Consider the following 19752-nt stretch of genomic DNA (forward strand, 5'->3'; position numbering starts at 1 on the left):
GCGGGGCGGATCGGGCGGCGCGTGCTCGGAACGGCCGGCGGCCCGCGTCAGTCCGGGATCCGGTCGTGCGGGGCGTCCATCAGCGAGGCCAGCCCGGCGCGGTCCCGTACGCCCAGCCGGTCGTAGACGGCGACCAGATGGTTGTCGACGGTCCGCTTGGACAGCACCAGCCGGTCGGCGATCTCGCGGTTGCTCAGCCCGGACGCGGCGAGCTGGGCGATCTCGCGCTGCCGGAGCGTGAGCCGGGGCGCCGCGAGATCCTTCAGGGCCGGGGTGCGAGCACCCTGACAGCGCTCGGCCAGTTTGCTCGCCAGGGTCTCCGCCCGCCGCGTGGCCCGGCGGTCCCCCGCCCGCCGGAGTGCGGCGGCGGCCTGGGCCGCGGCCTCGGCGGCGAGGAGGTTCATGTCCAGTGCCGCGAAACCCTCGGCGACCGCGTACAGCTCCGTACCGTCGTCTGCGGCGAACGCCCGCGCGTGGTCGGCGGACAGCGCGACCCGGGCCCCGTCGTGCACGGCGGCGAGCTCGGCCAGCCGGTCGGCGACCCGCTGGGCTGCCTGGCCGGCCGCTCCGAGCCGTACGGCGTCGTGCAGCACGAGGTATTCGAAGCCCGGCAGCTCGGCGTCACGGCACTCGTCGGCGAGCGTGAGCGCGAGGTCGGCGGCCTTGGAGAGCTCGCCCGACGCGGCAGCGATCCAGACCCTGGTCTGCCCGACCCAGCGCATGAATCCGGTCCACCGCGGCCGGTTGCGGCTGAGCGCCTCGTCCAGGGCGAGCTGGGCGGCGGGCGCGTCGCCCAGCAGCGCCAGCGCGGCCGCGTAGGCGCCCAGGCAGCCGCCGACCGTCCGGGCGGTCTCGTGGTGTGCGGCCGCGTGCAGGGCGCGCAGTGCCGTACGGGGTTCACCGCGCAGCATGGCGAGGTGCCCCTTGGCCAGCGCGAGGCTGCCCTCCCCCCGGGACCAGCCGCGCTCTCCCGCCGCCGAGGCCTCCATCGAGTCGATGGCCCGCCGCATGGTGGTGACGTCACCGGCGAAGAACCCGCACAGCGACCATGTCGAGTGCAGCGGGGAGACCATGACGGGCGCGGTGTGCTGCCACTGCGGCATTTCGGCGAGCGCCTCCTGTGCGCGTCCGGCCGCCTCCTCCGTCCGGCCCGCGTAGCACAGCGCCAGGGCCAGCGCGTTCTGTGCCTGCACGCGCAGCGCGGGGGTCACCGGCGGGGCGTTCAGCAGCGAGAAACCGAGCCGCAACGCCGTCGGCGGCCGGGCGGCGGAGGCGGCCAGGTTGAGCCGCCGGGCGATCACCTCCTGACGCGACTCGGGCCGGGTGAACGTCTGCTCGGCACGGTCCAGCAACCGCAACGCATGGTCCAGCCGGTTCATCCCCCAGGCGAGATTGTTGGCGCGGGCCAGCACCAGCTGAACGCGCGCGGGTTCGTCGGCCGGTGGATCGTCCTGCCCGGCCAGCACGGCCTGCGCCTCGTCGGGCAGCTGCGCGTAGTCCAGGACGGTCGCCAGCAGGGTGGCGGCCTCCACCCCGCCGCCCGCGTTCACCGCCATCCGGCCGAGCCGGATGGCCAGCGGGTAGTCGTGCGCGGTCCAGGCGAGCCGGCAGGCGGCCAGCAACGGCTCCGGTGAGGCCTGCAGTCCGCTCTCCATCCGCCAGACGGTGAGCCGCAGCAGGTCCTCGCGCCGGCGCGCACCGGTGCGTTCGAGCCGGCCGGCGAGGTCGGCGTAGCGGTGGCGGCGGCGCAGGTCGGGACAGCGGGCCCGGGCCACCTCGCCGTAGATCGGGTGCCCGAGCCGGACCACGGCCCGCCGGCTGTCCACGGTGACCCGGATCAGCCCTTTCTCCTCGGCCTCTTCGACGGCGGTGCCGGGGCAGAGGTCGGCCAGGTCGGCCAGGCCGAGCGGCTCCGCCAGCGCGGTGAACTCCAGCACGGCGTTCTGGTCGGGTGACAGCCGCCCGACGCGCTCCTCGACCAGCTCGACCAGCCGGGCGGTCAGCGGCGGGTCGGCGACGAGCTGCCACATCCCGCGTACGGCACGCAGGTGGCCCGCGTCCACGGCGGCGATGACGATCTCGTGGAGCAGCAGGGCGTTGCCCTCGGTCGCCCGCCACAGCCGCCGCACCGTGACGTCGTCCACCGGACCGCCCAGGGCCCCGGACAGGATGGCGCCGGTGTCCTCGATGCCGAGCGCCCCGATGTCCTCCCGGACCGCCAGTTCGTCCTGCCAGAGCCGCACCACGCTGTCCGGAGGGCCGATCGGCTCACCGGTGCGCAGGGTGGCCACCACGAGTGCGCGTGAGGTGCGTACGAGATGGTGGACGACGGCGGCGGAGGCCGTGTCGAGCAGATGGGCGTCGTCCACCGAGAGCACCAGGCGGCGCCCGCGGGCGTGGGAGCCCACCGCGTCGGCCGCCCAGCGCAGCGGATTGGCCAGGCCCGCCGGTGCCTGCGCGGGCAGCAGATGGGCCAGCGCGCCATACGGGATGTCCCCGGCCGCCCGGGTGGCCCGGATGCTCACCGTCGCGAACTCGGCCGGGCTCAGCGTACGGAGCACCTCGGCGGCCAGCCGGCTCTTGCCCGCTCCGGCGGGACCGGCGATGACGAGACCGCGGGCGCGCGCCAGCCCGGCGAGCCGGGTGAGCTCCCGGCGACGTCCCGCGAACGGCCAGGTCGCCACGCCACCTCCTGAGATCGCGGATCGCAGGCCCCTTGTGGGCCTCTTTCCCGCCGCCTATCTTCCGTATGTGGAGCGATGGGGAGCGAAGTTCCTGGTGGACTGCCCTCGCTGCGAACACCGTACGGTGGCATGCGAGGCTGACGGGCCGCACCGGACTTTCCAGCCATCCCAGTTCATGCCTTACGCGCTGACCGTATGCCAGGTATGCCACGAGGTCCTGCTGCTCGCCCGGGACGATCCGGATGCCGGAGCGGACGCGGCCGGGCCGCGGCCGGCGCTCGTCCTGTGGCCCGCACCGGACCGGGTGCTCAGCGAGCTGATCCCGCCCCGCCTCCGCCGGGAGATCCAGGAGTCCCGGGCCTCGGTGCGCGCGGGCGCGTACGCCTCGGCCGTCGTCATGGTCCGCCGCCTGCTGGAGGGCGTCTGCGCCGACCAAGGGGTACACCGCACCCCGCTGTACGCCGCGCTGCGCGAGATGCGCCGCGAGGGCCTGGTCGACGGACGGCTGCTGGCCTGGGCGGAGGGCATGCGGGTGCTCGGCAACGAAGGCGCCCACTTCGGGGGCGCACCGGTCGGCCGGGAGGACGCCGAGGACGCGCTGTACCTGGCCGAGGCACTGCTGGACTACCTGTACGTGCACGCTCACCGGTACGCGGCCTTCCGGGAACGCCGCGGCGAACCCCCGGCCACCTCCGGCCAACCGGGCGACGACCCCCCTGCCGTGCTGGCCCTGCGCCGGGCGGGCGCGGAGTACACCGAGCACCCGTATCCGCACGATCCGGCCCGTACGCCGTCGCAGCTCGCCGTCGCCGACGTGCTCGGGGTCCCCCGCCACCAGATGTACAAGGCGGTGGTCGCCTACGTCGACGAGCACGTCGTCCTCGCCCTGGTGCCGGTCGACGCCGCGGTCGATCTGGCCGCGCTGGCCGCCGTGACCGGCGGCGGCACCGCGCGGATCGCCACCGCGACGGAGGTGACGGGGTTCGAGGTCGTCAGCCCGCTCGGCCTCCCGCTGCGGGTGCCGACGGTGCTGGACGCGAGCGTGCTCGTCCTGGACACGGTGTACGTCGCGAGCGGCCGGCCGGGGCTCGAGCTCCAGGTGACCCGGCCGGATCTGGTCCGGCTGACCGCCGCGACCACCGCGCCGATATCCCGGCCGCGACAATGAGAGCGTCACAGCGAACGGGGATCCCCATGGCGGTCGTCAGTATTTCCGTGTCCGGTGCCAAGGACGGCGAAGAGGAGTTGCGCTCACTGGACGACTGGCTGAGCGACACGATGCGGGGCAGGGTGACCTGGCAAAGCCATCCGCCCGAACCCGGGCACATGGGAGTGCAACCGCACGAGCTGGTGGTGGCACTCGATGAGGGACTGGGCCCGGGCGTCCTGGCGGACTCACTGGAGATCTGGCTTCGCCGGCGCGGCCCCGAGGTGAAGATCATGGTGCGGGTCGGTGATCAGGTCACCGAGGTCTCCGCGCTGGGCGACCTGAACGTCGCCGCGCTCCTGCGCGAGGCGCTGCGCGCGGCCGGGGCGGGGTGATCCGTCGTGCGGCGGTTCGACCCGCAGCGCTCCTGGGCCGTCCTGATCGGCACGAGCCGCTACACCTCGGACCCCGGGCTGTCACCGCTGCCGGCCGTGCGCAACAACCTGGACGCCCTGCGGACCGTCCTCACCGACCAGCGATACTGCGGCTTCGCCCGCGACCGCTGCACCGTGATCAGTGATCCGGAGGACTCGCAGGCGATCGGCAGGGCGCTGGCCGCGGCCGGCGACGCCGCCGAGGATCTGCTGCTGGTCTACTACGCCGGGCACGGCCTGATCGACCGGCAGGGCGAGCTGTACCTCGGCCTGACGGAGACCAGCTCGCACACCTCGATGCTGCCCTACACCGGTGTGCCGTACGGGCTGGTGCGCAGGTCGGTGCGCGGCAGCAGGGCCGCCAGCCGGGTGGTCATCCTCGACTGCTGCTTCAGCGGCCGGGCCATCGACGCGGCCACCGGCCCGGAGGCGGTCGTCGCGGGCCAGGTCGAGATCCAGGGCGCCTACACCCTGACCTCGAGTTCCCGGACCTCCACCTCGATCGCCGCGGAGGGCAGCCAGTTCACCGCCTTCACCGGAGAGCTGCTGCGGATCCTGGTGGACGGGGTCCCCGGCGGTCCCGAGTTGCTCACGCTCGATGCGATCTACGAGGAACTGCACCGGGGTCTGGTCCGGGCGGGGCTGCCCGAGCCGCATGTCGGCCGGGAGCAGAACATCCATCGGCTCGCCCTCGTCCGCAACGCCGCGAGCGCCGGCCCGGAGACCACTCTCACCATCGGCGCACCGCCCGGCGCACCGCACGTGCCGGGGCCCGCCGGCGGGATCAGCGGTCACCGGCGTGCGCCGTCCGGCCGGTGGAACGCCCGGGCGATCGGCCTGACCGCCGGGGCCTCGGCCGCGCTCGGGGTGGCCGTCGTGCTGGCCGCGACACTCCTGCCGGGCGGTGCCTCGAAGACTCCGGAGGCGGCCTCCCGCTCGTCCGGGGTCCTCACCGGGACCTCGGCACCGCCCAGCGCGACCGCCGCGTCGCCCTCGTCCACGTCCTCCGCGAGTCCGGCTCCCCGGGGTTCGGCCGGCGGCCCCACGACGACCAGCGCCGGCCACGGCCCGCCCGCGAAGCCCACCGTCCCGGCCGGTCTCGTGGGCGCGCCGTTGGGCACCGCCGTCGACAGGCTCAGCAGATTGAAGATCCCCTTCGACACCCAGTACGAGGCGTCCGCGAACCGCAACCAGATCGTGCTGCGCGTGGGGCCCGGCGAGGGCACCGAGCTGGCGGCGGACCAGCACGTGCGGTTGTACGTCGCCCGGCAGTACACCCGCGTCCCCGACCTGGTCGGCATGACGCGGGACGAGCTCCAGACCTGGGCCGCCGGCGCCGGCATGCACCTCGACACCCGGGTCATCCAGGACTCCGTCTGCGCCGAGCAGACGTGCGACACCGCCGTCTCACAGGACCGGAAGGCCTGCAGCCGGGTCTTCCTCGACGAGACCGTGGTGGTGACCCTCGGGACGGCGAGCCGGGTGCCGCACGAACGCACCGTCTGCTCCTGAGCGGCCGCAGGCCGTGGCGTCCTCGGAGGCCGTGGCGTCCGGGGGCCGTGGCATCGGAGGCTGTGGCGTCCGGGGGCTGTGGCGTCCGGGGACAGGAAGCACGCGTCACGGTACGTTCTCGGCGCATCAGGATGACGATATGGTCGCTCACCAGTTCGATTTTATGGCTCTGAAGTAACTGTCACCATGTGTGTACGCAGCGTAGTTTTCGGAGCATGAGGTCGATGGTCGCGGAGCTTGCGGGCGCCTCCAGCGAGGAGCTGGTAGGGGCCGCCGCAGCGATCGCCGCGGAGCTCGCGGTCCGCCGGGCACCCGAGTCGGGGGTGGTCGCGATGGAGCTCGCCGAGTCGCTGGGCCGCTCCATCGACCTGTCCGAGGCCGCCCTGGCCGTTCTGGTGGGCCGGGTGGACGCGACGGGTGCGCATGGCGAGGGCGGATTCTCGTCGGCCGCCGCATGGTTGCGCAACGCTCTGGGGATGCGCCACGGCCGTGCGGCCGAGCGCGTGACACTGGCCAAGCAGCTTCCGCGCCTGGCGCGGGCCGGCAAACTCCTGAGCGCGGGCGGCCTGTCGTTCGGCTTCGCCTCCGCCATCTGCGGTGCGGTGCAACGCCTGGACGATGACGAGACCCCGGTCGCCGAGGACATTCTGCTGGGGATGGCCGAGCAGGGACTCTCGGTCGGTCAGGTCGCCAAAGCCGGTGACACGATCACCGACCTGGTCGCCGAGCGCCAGGGCAAGGACACCGAGCCGCAGGAGTCGAGGCGCGGATTCAGGCGCTCGTGGTTCTCACGGTCCAAATCGCTGGACGCCGGCTCCTGGTTCAAGGGATGGCTCAACCCGGAGCACACCGCGATCTTCGATCAGATCGTCGCCCCGCTGGCCAAACCCAAGGCACAGTGGGATGACCGCGATCTTTCCCAGCGCACCGCCGACGCGCTGTTCTCCGTCATCTCCGAGGGCAACAAGGGCGCGGGCCTCACCCTCATCATTGACCTGGCGGCCTATGCCGCCGCGACCGGCGACCCCGGCCCCTTCGCCCACACCTCACGCACCGGCAGCGGCAGCGGCAGCGGCAGCGGCGATGTGCAGGAGAACCTTGACGTTCCACCATCGGACGCCGACGCGGAGACCAATACCGACGGTCGCACCGAGGCCGAGGCCGGCTCCCGCACCGGGACCGAGGCCACGTCCGAGGCCGGGACCGACGCCGACGCCGACGGTCAGGCCGAAGTTGAGACCGAGGTTCGAGCCGACGCTCAGGCCGACACTCAGGCTGAAGACAAGACCGAGGTTCAGGCCAACGCTCAGGCCAACGCTCAGGCCGAGGTTCGGGCCGACACTCAGGCCGAGGTTCGGGCCGACGCTCAGGCCGAGGTTCGAGCCGACACTCAGGCCGAAGTTAAGACCGGAGTTAAGACCGAGGTTCAGGCCGACGTTGAGACCGCTGTTGAGGCTGACGACGAGACGGAAACCGGCGACGATTCGGGGACCGGCGCCGCTGCCTGCGCCGACACGGGAACTGACCTCGGCCCCCGTGCGGCTGCCGATACCGAGACCGGCGCCGGCTCGGACACCGTGCGGGGAAAGCCGTTCATCGGCGACTCCACCGCCCCGGGCGCGGAATGGTTACCCGCGCGGTTGCTCGACGGCACCCCGATCTCGGTCGCCGACGCTCGCCGGATCGCTTTGAACGCCGGCATCAACGCCCTTGTTCTCGGCCGCAGCGGGCTTCCCCTCTACCTCGGCAGAACCGTCCGCTTCGCCACTCCCGCACAGCGGAAGGCCCTGCTTGCGCTGTACCCGTCCTGCTGCGTTCGCGGCTGTCAGATACCCGCCCACCTGTCAGAGATCCACCATCTCGGCGGCGGCTGGAAACTCGGCAGTCCCACCGATATCGACAAGCTCGCCATGCTGTGCGGCTGGCACAACCGATGGATCGAAGACCACCGCGACCGCGTCGTCGAGACGAGGGACAGCCGGGGACGCGCCGTCCTGGAGATCCTCCCGCCCTGGCGGGCCCACCGCGCAGGCGCCACGGGCCGGCCCCGAGGCACGCCCACCACGCGGGACCCCGATCCCGACACCGGTCCCGGCCCCCAACTCGACGCCGGTCCCGACACCGATCCCGACACCGGTCCCGGCCCCCAACTCGACGCCGGTCCCGATCCCGACACCGGTCCCGACACCGGTCCCGGCCCCCAACTCGACGCCGATCCCGATCCCGATCCCGACACCGGCTCCGATGCCGGTCCCGACACCTATCCCGGCCCCCAACTCGACGCCGGTCCCGATCTCGACACCGGCTCCGATGCCGGTCCCGACACCTATCCCGGCCCCCAACTCGACGCCGGTCCCGATCTCGACTCCGATGCCAGCCCCGGTCCGGATGCCGGTCCCGATGGCCGTCCTGGTCCCGATGGCCGTCCTGGTCCCGATCGCGACCCGATCCCGATCCCGGAAGCTGATCTGAACTCTGGTCTCCTATCCCGACGCCGACGATGAGTCGAACCATTGCGGCCCGTTGCTCGGCGGGCAGCCCGCAGGCGGTGCCGACGGTGGCCTGCACCCGGGCCGAGGCAGGCTCCCGGCCCGTTCACAGGGCGTGGCCGAGGTCCGTGAGGAACCGGGCCAGCCCGATACGACGGCGGCACAGCTCGGTCAGCTCGGGGGTGGCCGGCTCGGCCAGCCGTTCGGCGGGGATGGCGGTGAACGCGCTGCGGAGCACCAGGCTGATCCGGTAGCCGGCGCTCGCGTGCTCGACGGGCCCGCCGCCCTCCGCAAGGCCACGGAGATAGGCCGCCTCGATCGTGGCGTGCAGGGCGGGCAGCTCCCCGGCGGGGGTGAGCCCCTCGTGGGCCAGCCCGACCAGCAACTGGCCCAGGTCGAAGCCGACCGGGTGTGAGGAGTACCAGCCCCAGTCGAGGGCGACGAACTCGCCGTCGGGGGTGACCAGCAGATTGTGCGGGCTGGAGTCGCCGTGCACCATCGTGTGCGGCAGCCGGTCGGCCGCGTCGAGCAGTTCGGGAATGCGCTCGCCGAGCGCGAGCAGGTCGGCACGGAGCCGCGCGTCGGCGAACGGGGCGACCAGGGGGTGCTGCCAGAGCGCCGGATCTCGCAGCTCCGGAAGGACCCCGCGCACGATGCGTCCCTGGACGTAGCCGCGCAGGTTGCTCATGGCCGGCGGCGGCGCGGGATTGCGCGCGGCGAGCCCGCCCAGCAGGTGGGCCGCCCGGTCGTAGCGGGTCAGCTCCCATTCCGTCTGATCGGACTCGACGTCCTCCAGCCAGAGGTCCAGCCGGTCGTCGCCCAGGTCATCGATCAGGTGGAGGCGGGGCATGCGCAGCCCCTCGGGGAGGCGTACGTCCGCGCGGTAGGCCTCCGCCTCGGCCCGCCAGGGGAGGGCGGCGATGAACTCCGCGCGGAGCCCCTCGGGCAGCATGCCGAGGTGCGGCCAGTGCCGGGGAGAGTTGATGGACTTGACGAAGAAGGACCAGTGCTGCCCCTCGGCCGTGGTGCCCGTGAGCCGGCGCAGCCCTCCGGTCGCGGCCGAGCCCGGACTCGGCTCGAACCGTTCCTCGCGCAGCGAGGCGATCCACGCGTCCCCGTTGCCGGTGACCCGGCGGACGAGTTCGGTCAGGAGGAGGTCGGTCGCGGCAGTGCCCATGTCCCGACGATGTCGTCCGTACGGCCGGGGCGCATGAGTATGGCCTACTCAGGATTCCGCTGGCCGGGGGCGTCGTGCCCGTGCGTGGAGACGTCGTCCGCCGCCCGGCTCAGCCGTGCAGGCCACCCGCTTGATCGGGGACGGTCCGGGGCAGGCCGTGCAGCCATTCCGGCAGGTCGGCGGGCCACCAGCGGCCCGCGGCCAGCCTGCCCAGCGCGCCGGCGACCTCGGCCGTGGAGGGGCGGACGGGTACGACCCGGGTGGGTGCGGCCCCGGCGAGCACGCCGAGCCACCAGTGGCGGCGGGTGACGGGCATGTCCTCCGGGCTCAGCACGACGTAGTAGTCGGGCAGCAGTTCCCGCTCGGAGCGCAGCGCGCCCAACGCCGACTCGATCGCGACCTCCAGCCGGCCGGTCGGTGACGCGCCGTCGAAGAAGTCCACCCAGGCGTCGCCGACCTCGGCCAGCGGATCCGCGTCGTGAACGACATAGGTGGCGGAGGCCCGGGACACCAGATCCGTGAACTCGGCGGGCGGCCGTTCCCCCCGGGTGACCGCCCGTACGTTGTGCAGGCCGTCCAGGCCGAGAACGACCTCCTCGGCCCCCTCGCCCGTCACCACGACCATCGTGCTGCTCAGCCGGCGCATACCCGAAGTCTAGGAGCCGAGGAGGGGCCGAGGAGGGGCCGAGAAGGGTACGGACGGCCCGCCCCATCACGCTCCCCGTATTGTGAACGCTTGATCATGAGCGTATGTTCATGAACAAGCGCTCACGAAATATGGAGGTGGTGTCGATGACACAGGTGTCGGTCCGTGGCCTGACCAAGCGGTTCGGCGAGGTGGACGCCGTACGGGATCTGACGTTCGACGTGCCGCCCGGCGAGGTGACCGGCTTTCTCGGCCCCAACGGCGCGGGGAAGACGACGACCCTGCGGATGCTGCTGGGCCTCGTCCGGCCCACCGCGGGCGAGGCACTGATCGGCGGGCGGGCCTACGATCGGCTGCCGCGGCCGCGCGAGGTGGTGGGCGCCGCGGTGGAGGCGATGGCGGCGCACCCCGGCCGGCGCGGGCGCCAACACCTGCGGATCCTCGCGGGGGCCGCCGGCGCGTCACCGCGTCGGGTGGACGAGGTGCTGGCCCAGGTCGGCCTGACCGAGGCTCAGCACCGGCGGGTCGGCGGCTACTCCCTGGGCATGCGGCAGCGCCTCGGCCTGGCGGCGGCCCTGCTGGGCGACCCGGAGATCCTGATCCTGGACGAGCCCGCGAACGGCCTGGACCCCGCGGGCACGGCCTGGCTGCGGGAGTTGCTGCGCGGTCTGGCGGCGGAGGGACGGACCGTACTGATCTCCAGTCACGTCCTGAGCGAGGTGGCCCAGACCGCCGGCCACGTCGTGATCATCAACGAGGGGCGGCTGCGCTTCGCCGGTCCACTGGCCGAGCTGAGCGATGACGGCAGATCGCTGGAGGACGCGTTCCTCCACCTGACCCGGCCCGCCGCCGCGTACTGAGAGGGAATCCGTCATGGGCAAGCTCATCCACGTCGAGCTCTACAAGCTGCACACCACACGCGCTCCGCTGATCCTCCTCGCGGTCTCCCAGCTCGTCATCGCCGGGGGCGTCAGCGGCCTGGCGGTGTCCGGCGAGGACCTGCGGACCGCCACGACCCTGTCGCGGGCGCTGGGGCACGCCGGGCTGGCCTCCCTGCTCACCCTGGTGCTCGGCATCATGGCGGTGGCCGGTGAGTACCGGAACAGGACCATCACCGACACCTACCTGTCCACCCCGCGGCGTGGCCGCGTGGTCCTGGCCAAGGTGTACGCCTACGCGGCGGCGGGAGCCGTCTTCGGCGTCGTCAACGCGTGCACGGCGCTGGTGGCCGTCGCCGTGTGGTGGGAGGCCAAGGGCGTCCCCCTGCGGCTGACCGGCGACGGGGTCTGGCACACGATCATCGGCTGCTTCGTGTGGAACATCGCGTTCGCGGTCATCGGCGTCGGCATCGGGGCCCTGGTGCGCAACCTGGCCGCGGCCATCGGCGTGGCACTGGCCTGGATCGCCCTCGTGGAGGGGATCGTCGGGCAGCTCATCGGTGACCTCGCGCGGTGGCTGCCGTTCGCCGGCGGGTCGGCGCTCGCCGACCTGACCGTCTCGGGCGGCACGGTCCGCCCGCTCTCCCAGCCGGTCGCCGGACTCGTCCTGGTGGCGTACGCCGCGCTGTTCGCCGTCGTGGCGGTATCGACTACCGTACGGCGTGATGTCACCTAGAAGAGCCAAGGCCGTGCGCGGCCGGGACGGCGACGACCCGGCCGCGGCGCTGCGCGAACATCTCATCGCGACCGCCGAGGCCCTGCTCGCCGAGCGCCAGCCGGTGGCCATCACGACCCGCGACATCGCCCGTACGGCGGGCCTGTCCGACGGGGTGCTCTACAACTACTTCGCAGACAAGAACGAACTCCTGATTGCGGCACTGGTACGTCGCCACGTCCGCCTCGTCGTACGCTTCGACACCGATCTGCCCAGCCCCGGAGCGGGCACCGTCCGGGAGAACCTGCTGACCTACGCGCGCGCCGCCCTGGAGATGCACCTGGACGGGCTGCCCATCGTCGCAGGGCTGCTCACCGATCCGCAGCTGCTGCACCGGTTCATCGACGAACTGCACAGCGACCCCCACGGCCCGCAGCTCTACCAGCAGCGCGTCATCGAGTACCTGGCCGCAGAGCAGCGCCTCGGCAGGCTGTCGGCGGTCGACGTCCAGGCCGCCGCCACGCTGTTCACCGGCGGCACCATGATGCTCGCGATGACCAGCCTCATGGGGGGCGGGGCAGGCCGGGATCTCTTCGGGGAACTGCCCGGCGTCGTCGACGCCCTCCTGACCGGCCTGGAGACCGACACTCCCGGATAGGCCCGGCCCGCCACAGCCCGCCGGCCCGCCACGGCCCGCACGCAGAAGACCCCGCCGGGAAGGTTCCCGGCGGGGTCTTCGACGTGCTGCACCGGTGTGTGGGTCGCCTCTCGGCGAAAGGCACAACGCGGCTCCAGCCGAACGGTAATCCGCGAAGGCAATAGGTGAGGCCCGGGGACACCAGGCACACCGGCACGACCCATGTAACCATGCCCGGCCACCGCTTGTTCCCTGACACTCCGGCGGCGGTGAAACGTGGGTGCCGGAGACCGGGACGCCGTAGACCGGGTCCGGAGACCGGGTCCGGAGACCGGGTCCGGAGACCGGGTCCGGAGACCGGGTCCGGAGACCGGGTCCGGAGACCGGGTTCGGAGACCGGAACGCCGGAGACCAGGAAGTTGCTCAGGGCAATCAAGTGCGCTATACATATATTCGCTTAGGTATTTGCTTAGGGCAACCAACTGATCGTGGTGCCGCCCCGCGGCCGGCGATCCGAACGCGAGTTCGCGCCGGCCGGACCCCCGGCCACCCTGTCTCGACGTGCCCGGCGAGGGGCTCTCCGGGCTCCTCGCCCCCGCTCCGCATGGGCTTTCGCCGCACGGCGCGCGAGCAGGTCACCCCCGGACTTTTCGGAGCAGTCTCGTAGGAGGAGTTCATGGCAACCGTGGCATCGCCCGATGTCAGGGCGGCGGCGCCCGACGCGGCCGCCCCGATGTCCCATCGGCAGATCATGGAAGCGCTGTCCGGGCTGCTGCTCGGACTGTTCGTGGCGATCCTGTCCTCGACGGTCGTGGCGAACGCACTTCCCACGATCATCACCGACCTGCACGCGAGCCAGACCACCTACACCTGGGTGATCACCGCGACGCTGCTGGCGACCACGGTCTCCACTCCGATCTGGGGCAAGCTCGCCGACCTGACGAGCAAGAAGGTCCTGGTCCAGCTGGGCCTGGTCGTCTTCGTCGCCGGTTCGGCCTTCGCCGGCCTGGCCCAGAATCCGGCGATGCTGATCACCGCCAGGGTCATCCAGGGCCTCGGGGCCGGCGGCCTCACCGCCCTGGCGCAGGTCATCATGGCGGTGATGATCTCGCCGCGTGAGCGCGGCCGCTACTCCGGCTACATCGGCGCGGTCTTCGCGCTGGCCACCATCGGCGGGCCGCTCATCGGCGGCGTCATCGTCGACACCTCGTGGCTCGGCTGGCGCTGGTGCTTCTACGTCGGTGTGCCCTTCGCCGTGATCGCGCTGCTCGTCCTGCAGAAGACCCTCCATCTGCCGGTCCACAAGCGCCGGGTCGACGTCGACTGGGCCGGTGCCGCGCTGATCACCGTCGCGGCCTCCCTGCTGCTGGTGTGGGTGTCCTTCGCCGGCGACAAGTACGACTGGCTGTCCTGGCAGACCGGCGCCATGGTCGGCGGCACGGTGGTCCTGGCCCTGTGCTTCCTGCTGGTCGAGGCCAGGGTCGCCGAGCCGATCGTGCCGCTGCACCTGTTCCGCAACCGCACGATGAGCCTGGCCGTGACGGCCAGCCTGCTCGTCGGCGTGGCGATGTTCGGCGCCACCACGTTCCTCAGCCAGTACTTCCAGCTCGCCCGTGGCGAGACGCCGACGGCGGCTGGGGTGATGACCCTGCCGATGATCGCGGGCCTGGCGCTGGCCTCCACGGTGGCCGGGCGGATCATCACCGCGACCGGACGCTGGAAGATGATCCTCGTGCTCGGTGCCGGGCTGCTCACCGTGGGCTACAACCTCATGAGCCTGCTGCGCCACGACACCGCCTACTGGCAGGTCGCGATCTTCATGTTCTGCATCGGGTCGGGCCTGGGCATGACCATGCAGAACCTGGTGCTGTCGGTGCAGAACCAGGTCCGGCCGCACGAACTGGGAGCGGCCAGCTCGGTCGTCGCCTTCTTCCGTACCCTCGGCGGCGCGATCGGCGTCTCGGCGCTCGGCGCCGCCCTGTCCGGCCGGGTCTCCCACTACACCGCCGACGGCCTCGGGCGGCTGGGAATCCAGAGCGCCGGCGGCGACGGCTCGATCCCGAAGCTGTCCGCGCTCCCCGCCCCGGTCCGCACGGTCGTGGAGGGGGCGTTCGGGCACGGCGTCGGTGACGTGTTCCTGTACGCCGGGCCGTGCGCGCTGCTCGCGCTGCTCGCGATCCTGTTCATCAAGGAGGTACCGCTGCGTACCTCCAACACCGCGCAGCCGGAGGCCGCGGTGCCGCCCGCACCGGCAGTCCACCCGGCGCGCGCGGCCCACGCGGCGCACGCCGCGCCGGGGCGCCGGCACGCCCACCGCCAGGAGCGGGAGCTGGTCTCCGTGAGCGCCGCCGCCGGCGCCCGGATCCTGCCCGACGGGCAGATCACCGAGCCGCTGCCGGTGTACGCCGCCGCGGGCACCGAGCGGCCTCCCGGCGGCGGTGTCATCCGAGGCTTCGTCCGAGGCGGCGACCGCGTCCCGGTGCCCCACGCCGCGCTCACGCTGATCGACGGGCGCGGGCACCAGGTCGGCCGCGCGGTCACGGACGCGGCCGGAGGATACGAACTGCCCACCCCCGGCACGGGCACCTACGTGCTGATCGTCGCGGCGGGCGACCACGATCCGCAGGCCACCACGCTGGTGGTCGGTGACCGGCCGGTCGACTTCGACCCGGTGCTCACCGGCTCCGGCGGCCTCGCCGGCACCGTACGCGACGTGGACGGCGCACCCGTCGCGGGCGCGATGGTCGTCATGACGGACGTACGGGGTGAGGTCGTCGCCGCCGGCGCCACCGACGCCGCGGGCGGCTTCGCCTTCACGGCCGTGACCGCGGGGACCTACACCCTCGCGGTCAGCGCCGCCGCGCACCGCCCGGTCGCGATACCGGTCGAGACCGGCAACGGCCAGAGCCGCCACGAGATCGAACTGCTGCCCGGCCTCCGGGTGCACGGCACCGTCCGGGCTCAGGGGCACGGCCCGGTCGCCGACGCCCGCGTCACGCTGCTCGACGCCGCCGGGGAGGTCGTCGCCGTGGCGACCACCGGCCCCGACGGGGAGTACGCCTTCGCGGACCTGGCCGGGGGTCGGTACACGGTGACGGCGAGCGGGTACCCACCGGTGGCGAGCGGGGTCGACCTGACCGGCCGGGGCGACGACACACACGACGTGTGGCTCGGCCATCCCGCCGGGTGACCGGATCACGCCGATCCGGGCGGGTGGCGCGGGGTGGTCACCGCCCGGTGCCGTCGGCACGGTAGAACTGGGGTGCCGGGCCGGCAGGAGGAACGGAGCGATGATGGAAGCACCAGCGACAGCGGCCGACGGCGACTACAAGGCGGTCGAGCACGAGCTCGGCATCCTCCTGCGCCGCGCGCGGGCGCTGTCCGCCGAGATGGCCCGCGAGGTGCACCCGGAGCTGGAGTTCGCGGCGTACGGGCTGCTCGTCGGCATGCACGAGTGCGTGCGCTCGCGGCCCAGCGATCTGGCCGACTACCTGGGCGTGGGCAAGGCCACCATCAGCCGTCAGATGAAGGTGCTGGAGCACCTGGGCCTGATCGAACGCCGGCCCGATCCCGATGACGGCCGGGCCCACCTCCTGGTCCTCACCGAGGAGGGGCGCCGTCGGCTGGACGCCGCCCGTACGGCCCGCCAGAAGAGCTTCCACGCGATGCTCGACACCTGGCCGGCGGAGGACGTACGGGTGCTGGCGGCGATGCTGGCGCGCTTCAACGAGCTCGCCGAGCGGGCGGGCCGGGCCAACCGCGGCTGAGCACCCGGTCTCCGTACGGCCCGCGGCGTCAGGTGGCGGCTCGCTCCTGCGGGTCGGTGATCCCGCCGGGGCAGGCGAGCGCGTCGATGTCCCACCCGGCGCGGCGGGCACCGGCCTGGTAGGCGCTCTCGTAGAACTCCAGCGCGGCGGCGCGCGGGTCCGGCTCGGCCCGCGCGCTGTCGTAGGTCAGCACGGCCAGGTGGCTGCCTCGCTGTTCGGTCCACCGGGCGGCGGCGGGCCGCAGCGGCTCGTTCTCCACGCCCTCGGGCTCGGGAGCCGTGTAGGAGTAGAAGGCCGGCTCGGGGAAGGTGTCGTCGCCGAACCAGAAACCGGCGCTGATCACCTCCCGGGAGTACGCCTCGCGGGTCACCGGGTCCACGTCCGGCGGCTGGTCGATCACCCGGTCGGAGAACCGGGAGCAGGCGAGGTCGAAGGTGTGCCAGAAGTGGTGCACCGGGCTGATCTTGCCGGAGTAGCCCGCGGCGAACTCCTCCATCACCAGGGCCACCTGGCTGAGCACCTGCCAGTACCGGGTGACCATGGCGGGTTCGTAGACGGCGTGCTCGGTGTCCTCGGCGAACGGCCGGCCCGAGTCGGGCAGGTCGAAGGGGCGGGGGATGTTCATGTCCACGTGGATGCCCAGCGTCTCCAGGGCCTGCATCGTCTCCCGGAAGAAGGACGCCACCGACTGCCCGTACAGCGGAAACGACAGGTCCCTGCCGTCGATCACGGTGATGACCAGCCGGTGGCCGACGAAGTCGAAGTCGATGGTGAAGATCGGGTTGCCGTCGGCCAGCCCCATCGGACGCGTGGTCAGCCCCCGCCCAGTGAGATGGAACGGCACGTTCCACCAGTGGTTGCGCCGGACCCCCGACGCCAGCCGGATCTTGCCCACCACCTGGGCGAAACGGTGAAGGGTGGACTTGGTGTCCTGCCATTCGGCCAGCGGCACTGCGGGAAACAGCTCCATGGGATCTCCGTTCCCCTCCGCGGTCACGCCCAAGACCATCACCCGGCCGTCCGACGACAAAGTCGCCTCCCCGAGCCGGTGCCGCAGCCGGTGCCGCAGCCGATGCCGCCACGGGTGTCGCAGCCGGTGCCGGAGCCGGAAGGAGCCGCCGGTGCGGCTCAGATGAGCTGCACGCCGATCACACAGGTGTCGTCGGCGGTGTCGGCGTTGCTGTAGGTGAGCAGGTGGTCGAGGCGTTCGTCGAGGCTCGGCTGCGGGGTCTCGGCGATGGCGAGGAGCTGTTTCTGGGAGTGCTGGAGGGAGCGGTCCCGGCGTTCGATCAGGCCGTCGGTGTACATCAGCAGCGTGTCGCCCGGCTGCAGCGAGATCCGGCCCTCCTGGTAGTCGAAGTCGTCGGTGGCGCCGAGGAGGAGGCCGCGGGTGTCGGGCAGCGTGGTGGCCTGCTCCGCGCGGATGAGGATCGGGGGCAGGTGCCCGGCGCGGGCCCAGCGCAGCACCCTGGTCCCGGGGTCGTAGAGGGCGCAGATCGCCGTCGCGGTGACATGGTCGGTGAGGTGGTAGGTGACGGTGTTGAGCCAGCTGAGCAACTGGGCCGGGCCCGCCCCGGTGGCGGCCAGGCCGCGCAGGGCGTTCCGCAGCACGACCATGCCGGTGGCGGCCTGGATGCCGTGGCCGGCGATGTCACCGACGGCGAGGAGCACCTGCTGGGAGGGCAGCGTGACGGCGTCGTACCAGTCGCCGCCCACCAGGTGGTCCTCCTCCGCGGGCCGGTAGCGCACCGCGATGCGCAGCCCGTCGGTGTCGATGGGGGCCTGCGACGGCGGCATGATCGCGTGCTGGAGCTGCAGGGCCAGGCGGTTGTGCTCGGCGGCCTGCCGCTCGGTGTGGCTGAGCTGGTCGCGGGTGGCGGCCAGCGCCACCTCGGTCCAGTGCTGGGCGGAGACGTCCTGGTAGGCGCCGCGCACCGCGATCAGTTCGTCCGCTTCGAGCACGGGTTCGGCGACGACCCGCATGTGGCGGGCCGTCCCGTCCGAGCGCCGCAGGCGGAACGTCGTGGAGGCGGGACGGCGGTGGTGCAGCAGCGTCCGCAAGAAGCGCTCGATGGCGATCTCGTCGTCCGCATGGGCATGGTCGCCCAGCCGCCGCAGCGAGATCGGCTGGGCCGTGGCCGGCAGCCCGAACAGCGTGAACAGCTGCGCGTTCCACGTGATCTCCCCCGAGACGTTCTCCTCGAAGCCGCCGATCCGGCCCAGCCGCAGCGCATGCTGCAGCAGGTCGGCGAAGAGCGTCGCCTCGTCATGGAGCCGCCAGGTGAACAGGATCTCGCCGCCGTGCCGGTTGATGCTGATGTCGGCGACGGCCGTGACGGCGACCTGGTCGATCAGGGCGGTCAGGCGCATCCGTTCGGCCCGCAGGGGTTCACCGGTGGCGTGGACGTGCTCGATCTTCTCGAACAGACCGCCGTCACGGGCCGCCAGCGGGTAGGCCTCCAGCAGCAGCGATCCGATGAGGGTGCCGCGCGGGCGTCCGGCGATGTCGGTGACGTGCCCGTTGGCGTGCTGGATGCGGAAGTCGACGACCTGCCCGTCGAGGTCGAAGTGCGGTCTGAGCACCATGGCCGGCTCCAGCAGGCCGTCGATGAGCTCGTCGAGCCGGGAGGCCGGGGCGCCGCCGTCGGCCGGCTGGTGGTCGTCGAGCGTGTGGGCGCACAGCTCGGCCAGCGCCTCGAGCTGCCGCAGCACGGGAGGCGGCTGTTGCTCCAGGGCGTCCGGCCAGCAGATCTCCAGCACACCGAGGAGCCGGCCGCCGGCCCCCGCGGGCAGGACGATCCGGCCGCCCCCGGTGGGGTCACCCCGGCCGATGGAGGGCGCGGGGGCCTCGGCGAGAGTCGGGTACCAGATCGGGCCGCGTTCGGTGAGCGCCGCCCGGGCCAGCGTCGCCACGACCGGGGGTACGTAGCGCCAGCGCCTGGCCTCCGCCTCGTCGAACCCGGCATGACCGGCCAGGCTCAGGGAGCCGTCGGAGCCCGCGGCCCAGACCGCCACCGCCACCGCGCCGAGCGGGGTCAGCGCGTGCTGCAGCAGCGACGCCGCGACCTGCTGGGTGTCGTCGGCCGCCAGCACCCCGCTCTCGGAGGTGCGCAGCCGTACGGCGACGACCGGGTCGGGCGCGGAACCTGCGGCACCGCCCGCGCCGGTGGTCCGAGAGCCGGTGGTCTGGGGGCCGGTGGTCTGGGAGACGAAGTCGCGGGCGGCCTCCGCGAGGCGGTCGCGGGAGGCCTGGTTGACGATGTCGGCTGCGAGCTCCAGCCGGGAGAGGCCGGCGCCCTCGGCGAGCACGTCGAGCTGCCGGGCGGCATGCGCCGGACCGCACCCCAGCCGCTCGACCAGGATGCCGGTGGCGAGCTCGATCAGCGCCCGGCCGGCCGCGGTGGCGTCCGCCCGCTCGACCTGACGCCGCAGCCGCTCGACCGTGGCCGCCAGACGGCCGACGCCGGTGTCCATCCGCAACGGCGCCCGCGGGGCGGCGTCAGGGACGCTGGCGATCACCCCCTCCCAGGGCGTGACCTCGGCGTCCTCCCGGCCGGCGTGGCGCGCGCCCCCCGCCTCCGGCGCGTCCGCGGCGCCGGAGGTCTGCGCCCGCTCGGGGATCTGCACGGACTGCTCCTTGGCTGGTCATGGTCAGGGGTGCGGCGA

General features: G+C 72.9%; 14 protein-coding genes. 9 read left to right on the forward strand and 5 right to left on the reverse strand.

All coding sequences use genetic code 11. The features are described 5' to 3' along the window. Positions 1–47 precede the first annotated feature (47 nt). The gene (locus ACRYCC_RS38675) at positions 48–2684 is read right to left on the reverse strand and encodes a LuxR C-terminal-related transcriptional regulator (protein ID WP_433819047.1); all 2637 of its coding nucleotides are present in this window, start codon (positions 2682–2684) and stop codon (positions 48–50) included. A gap of 175 nt (positions 2685–2859) precedes the next feature. Between ACRYCC_RS38675 and ACRYCC_RS38680 the strand changes: the two genes are divergently transcribed. The 4 genes from ACRYCC_RS38680 to ACRYCC_RS38695 all read left to right on the forward strand — a co-directional run bounded on the left by ACRYCC_RS38680 (position 2860) and on the right by ACRYCC_RS38695 (position 8281). Then, complete coding sequence (locus ACRYCC_RS38680) at positions 2860–3852, forward strand: DUF4145 domain-containing protein (RefSeq protein ID WP_433819048.1); 993 nt, start codon at positions 2860–2862, stop codon at positions 3850–3852. Positions 3853–3878: 26 nt separating this feature from the next. After that, positions 3879–4226, forward strand: a complete 348-nt coding sequence (locus ACRYCC_RS38685) for an effector-associated constant component EACC1 (protein WP_433819049.1) — start codon at positions 3879–3881, stop codon at positions 4224–4226. A gap of 6 nt (positions 4227–4232) precedes the next feature. Further along, the gene (locus ACRYCC_RS38690; RefSeq protein ID WP_433819050.1) at positions 4233–5777 is read left to right on the forward strand and encodes a caspase, EACC1-associated type; all 1545 of its coding nucleotides are present in this window, start codon (positions 4233–4235) and stop codon (positions 5775–5777) included. 332 nt (positions 5778–6109) lie between these two features. Continuing rightward, positions 6110–8281, forward strand: coding sequence for a DUF222 domain-containing protein (locus tag ACRYCC_RS38695; RefSeq protein WP_433819051.1), 2172 nt, complete (start codon positions 6110–6112; stop codon positions 8279–8281). 91 nt (positions 8282–8372) lie between these two features. Here ACRYCC_RS38695 and ACRYCC_RS38700 read toward each other — a convergent pair whose 3' ends face one another. Further along, positions 8373–9443 carry a phosphotransferase family protein gene (locus ACRYCC_RS38700; RefSeq protein ID WP_433819052.1) on the reverse strand — a complete coding sequence of 357 codons (1071 nt, stop codon included), beginning with the start codon at positions 9441–9443 and terminating at the stop codon, positions 8373–8375. Between the two features lie 109 nt (positions 9444–9552). After that, the gene (locus ACRYCC_RS38705) at positions 9553–10089 is read right to left on the reverse strand and encodes a hypothetical protein (RefSeq protein WP_433819053.1); all 537 of its coding nucleotides are present in this window, start codon (positions 10087–10089) and stop codon (positions 9553–9555) included. A 146-nt stretch (positions 10090–10235) separates the two neighbouring features. Between ACRYCC_RS38705 and ACRYCC_RS38710 the strand changes: the two genes are divergently transcribed. From ACRYCC_RS38710 to ACRYCC_RS38730, 5 genes are all read left to right on the forward strand, one after another. Then, positions 10236–10949, forward strand: coding sequence for an ABC transporter ATP-binding protein (locus ACRYCC_RS38710; RefSeq protein WP_433819054.1), 714 nt, complete (start codon positions 10236–10238; stop codon positions 10947–10949). A 13-nt stretch (positions 10950–10962) separates the two neighbouring features. Then, positions 10963–11703 (forward strand): ABC transporter permease subunit, encoded by a 741-nt coding sequence (locus ACRYCC_RS38715; RefSeq protein ID WP_433819055.1) that lies wholly within the window; start codon positions 10963–10965, stop codon positions 11701–11703. Next, on the forward strand, positions 11693–12340 hold the full coding sequence (locus ACRYCC_RS38720; RefSeq protein WP_433819056.1) for a TetR/AcrR family transcriptional regulator: 648 nt from the start codon (positions 11693–11695) through the stop codon (positions 12338–12340). Before ACRYCC_RS38715 ends, ACRYCC_RS38720 begins: the two co-directional genes overlap by 11 nt. Before the next feature lie 655 nt (positions 12341–12995). Beyond that, a complete protein-coding gene (locus ACRYCC_RS38725; protein ID WP_433819057.1) occupies positions 12996–15509 on the forward strand; it encodes an MFS transporter in 2514 nt (837 codons plus the stop codon). A gap of 100 nt (positions 15510–15609) precedes the next feature. Next, positions 15610–16086: a MarR family winged helix-turn-helix transcriptional regulator gene (locus ACRYCC_RS38730; RefSeq protein ID WP_433819058.1), complete on the forward strand. Its 477-nt coding sequence runs from the start codon at positions 15610–15612 to the stop codon at positions 16084–16086. Positions 16087–16114: 28 nt separating this feature from the next. Here the strand turns inward: ACRYCC_RS38730 and ACRYCC_RS38735 are convergent, their stop codons facing one another. Both ACRYCC_RS38735 and ACRYCC_RS38740 read right to left on the reverse strand, forming a co-directional pair. Then, on the reverse strand, positions 16115–17056 hold the full coding sequence (locus ACRYCC_RS38735; protein ID WP_433819059.1) for a DUF5996 family protein: 942 nt from the start codon (positions 17054–17056) through the stop codon (positions 16115–16117). Between the two features lie 158 nt (positions 17057–17214). Beyond that, on the reverse strand, positions 17215–19713 hold the full coding sequence (locus ACRYCC_RS38740) for a SpoIIE family protein phosphatase (RefSeq protein WP_433819060.1): 2499 nt from the start codon (positions 19711–19713) through the stop codon (positions 17215–17217). Positions 19714–19752: the final 39 nt, after the last annotated feature.

Source organism: Actinomadura scrupuli, from assembly GCF_050971785.1.
GTDB classification, from domain to species: domain Bacteria; phylum Actinomycetota; class Actinomycetes; order Streptosporangiales; family Streptosporangiaceae; genus Actinomadura_E; species Actinomadura_E scrupuli.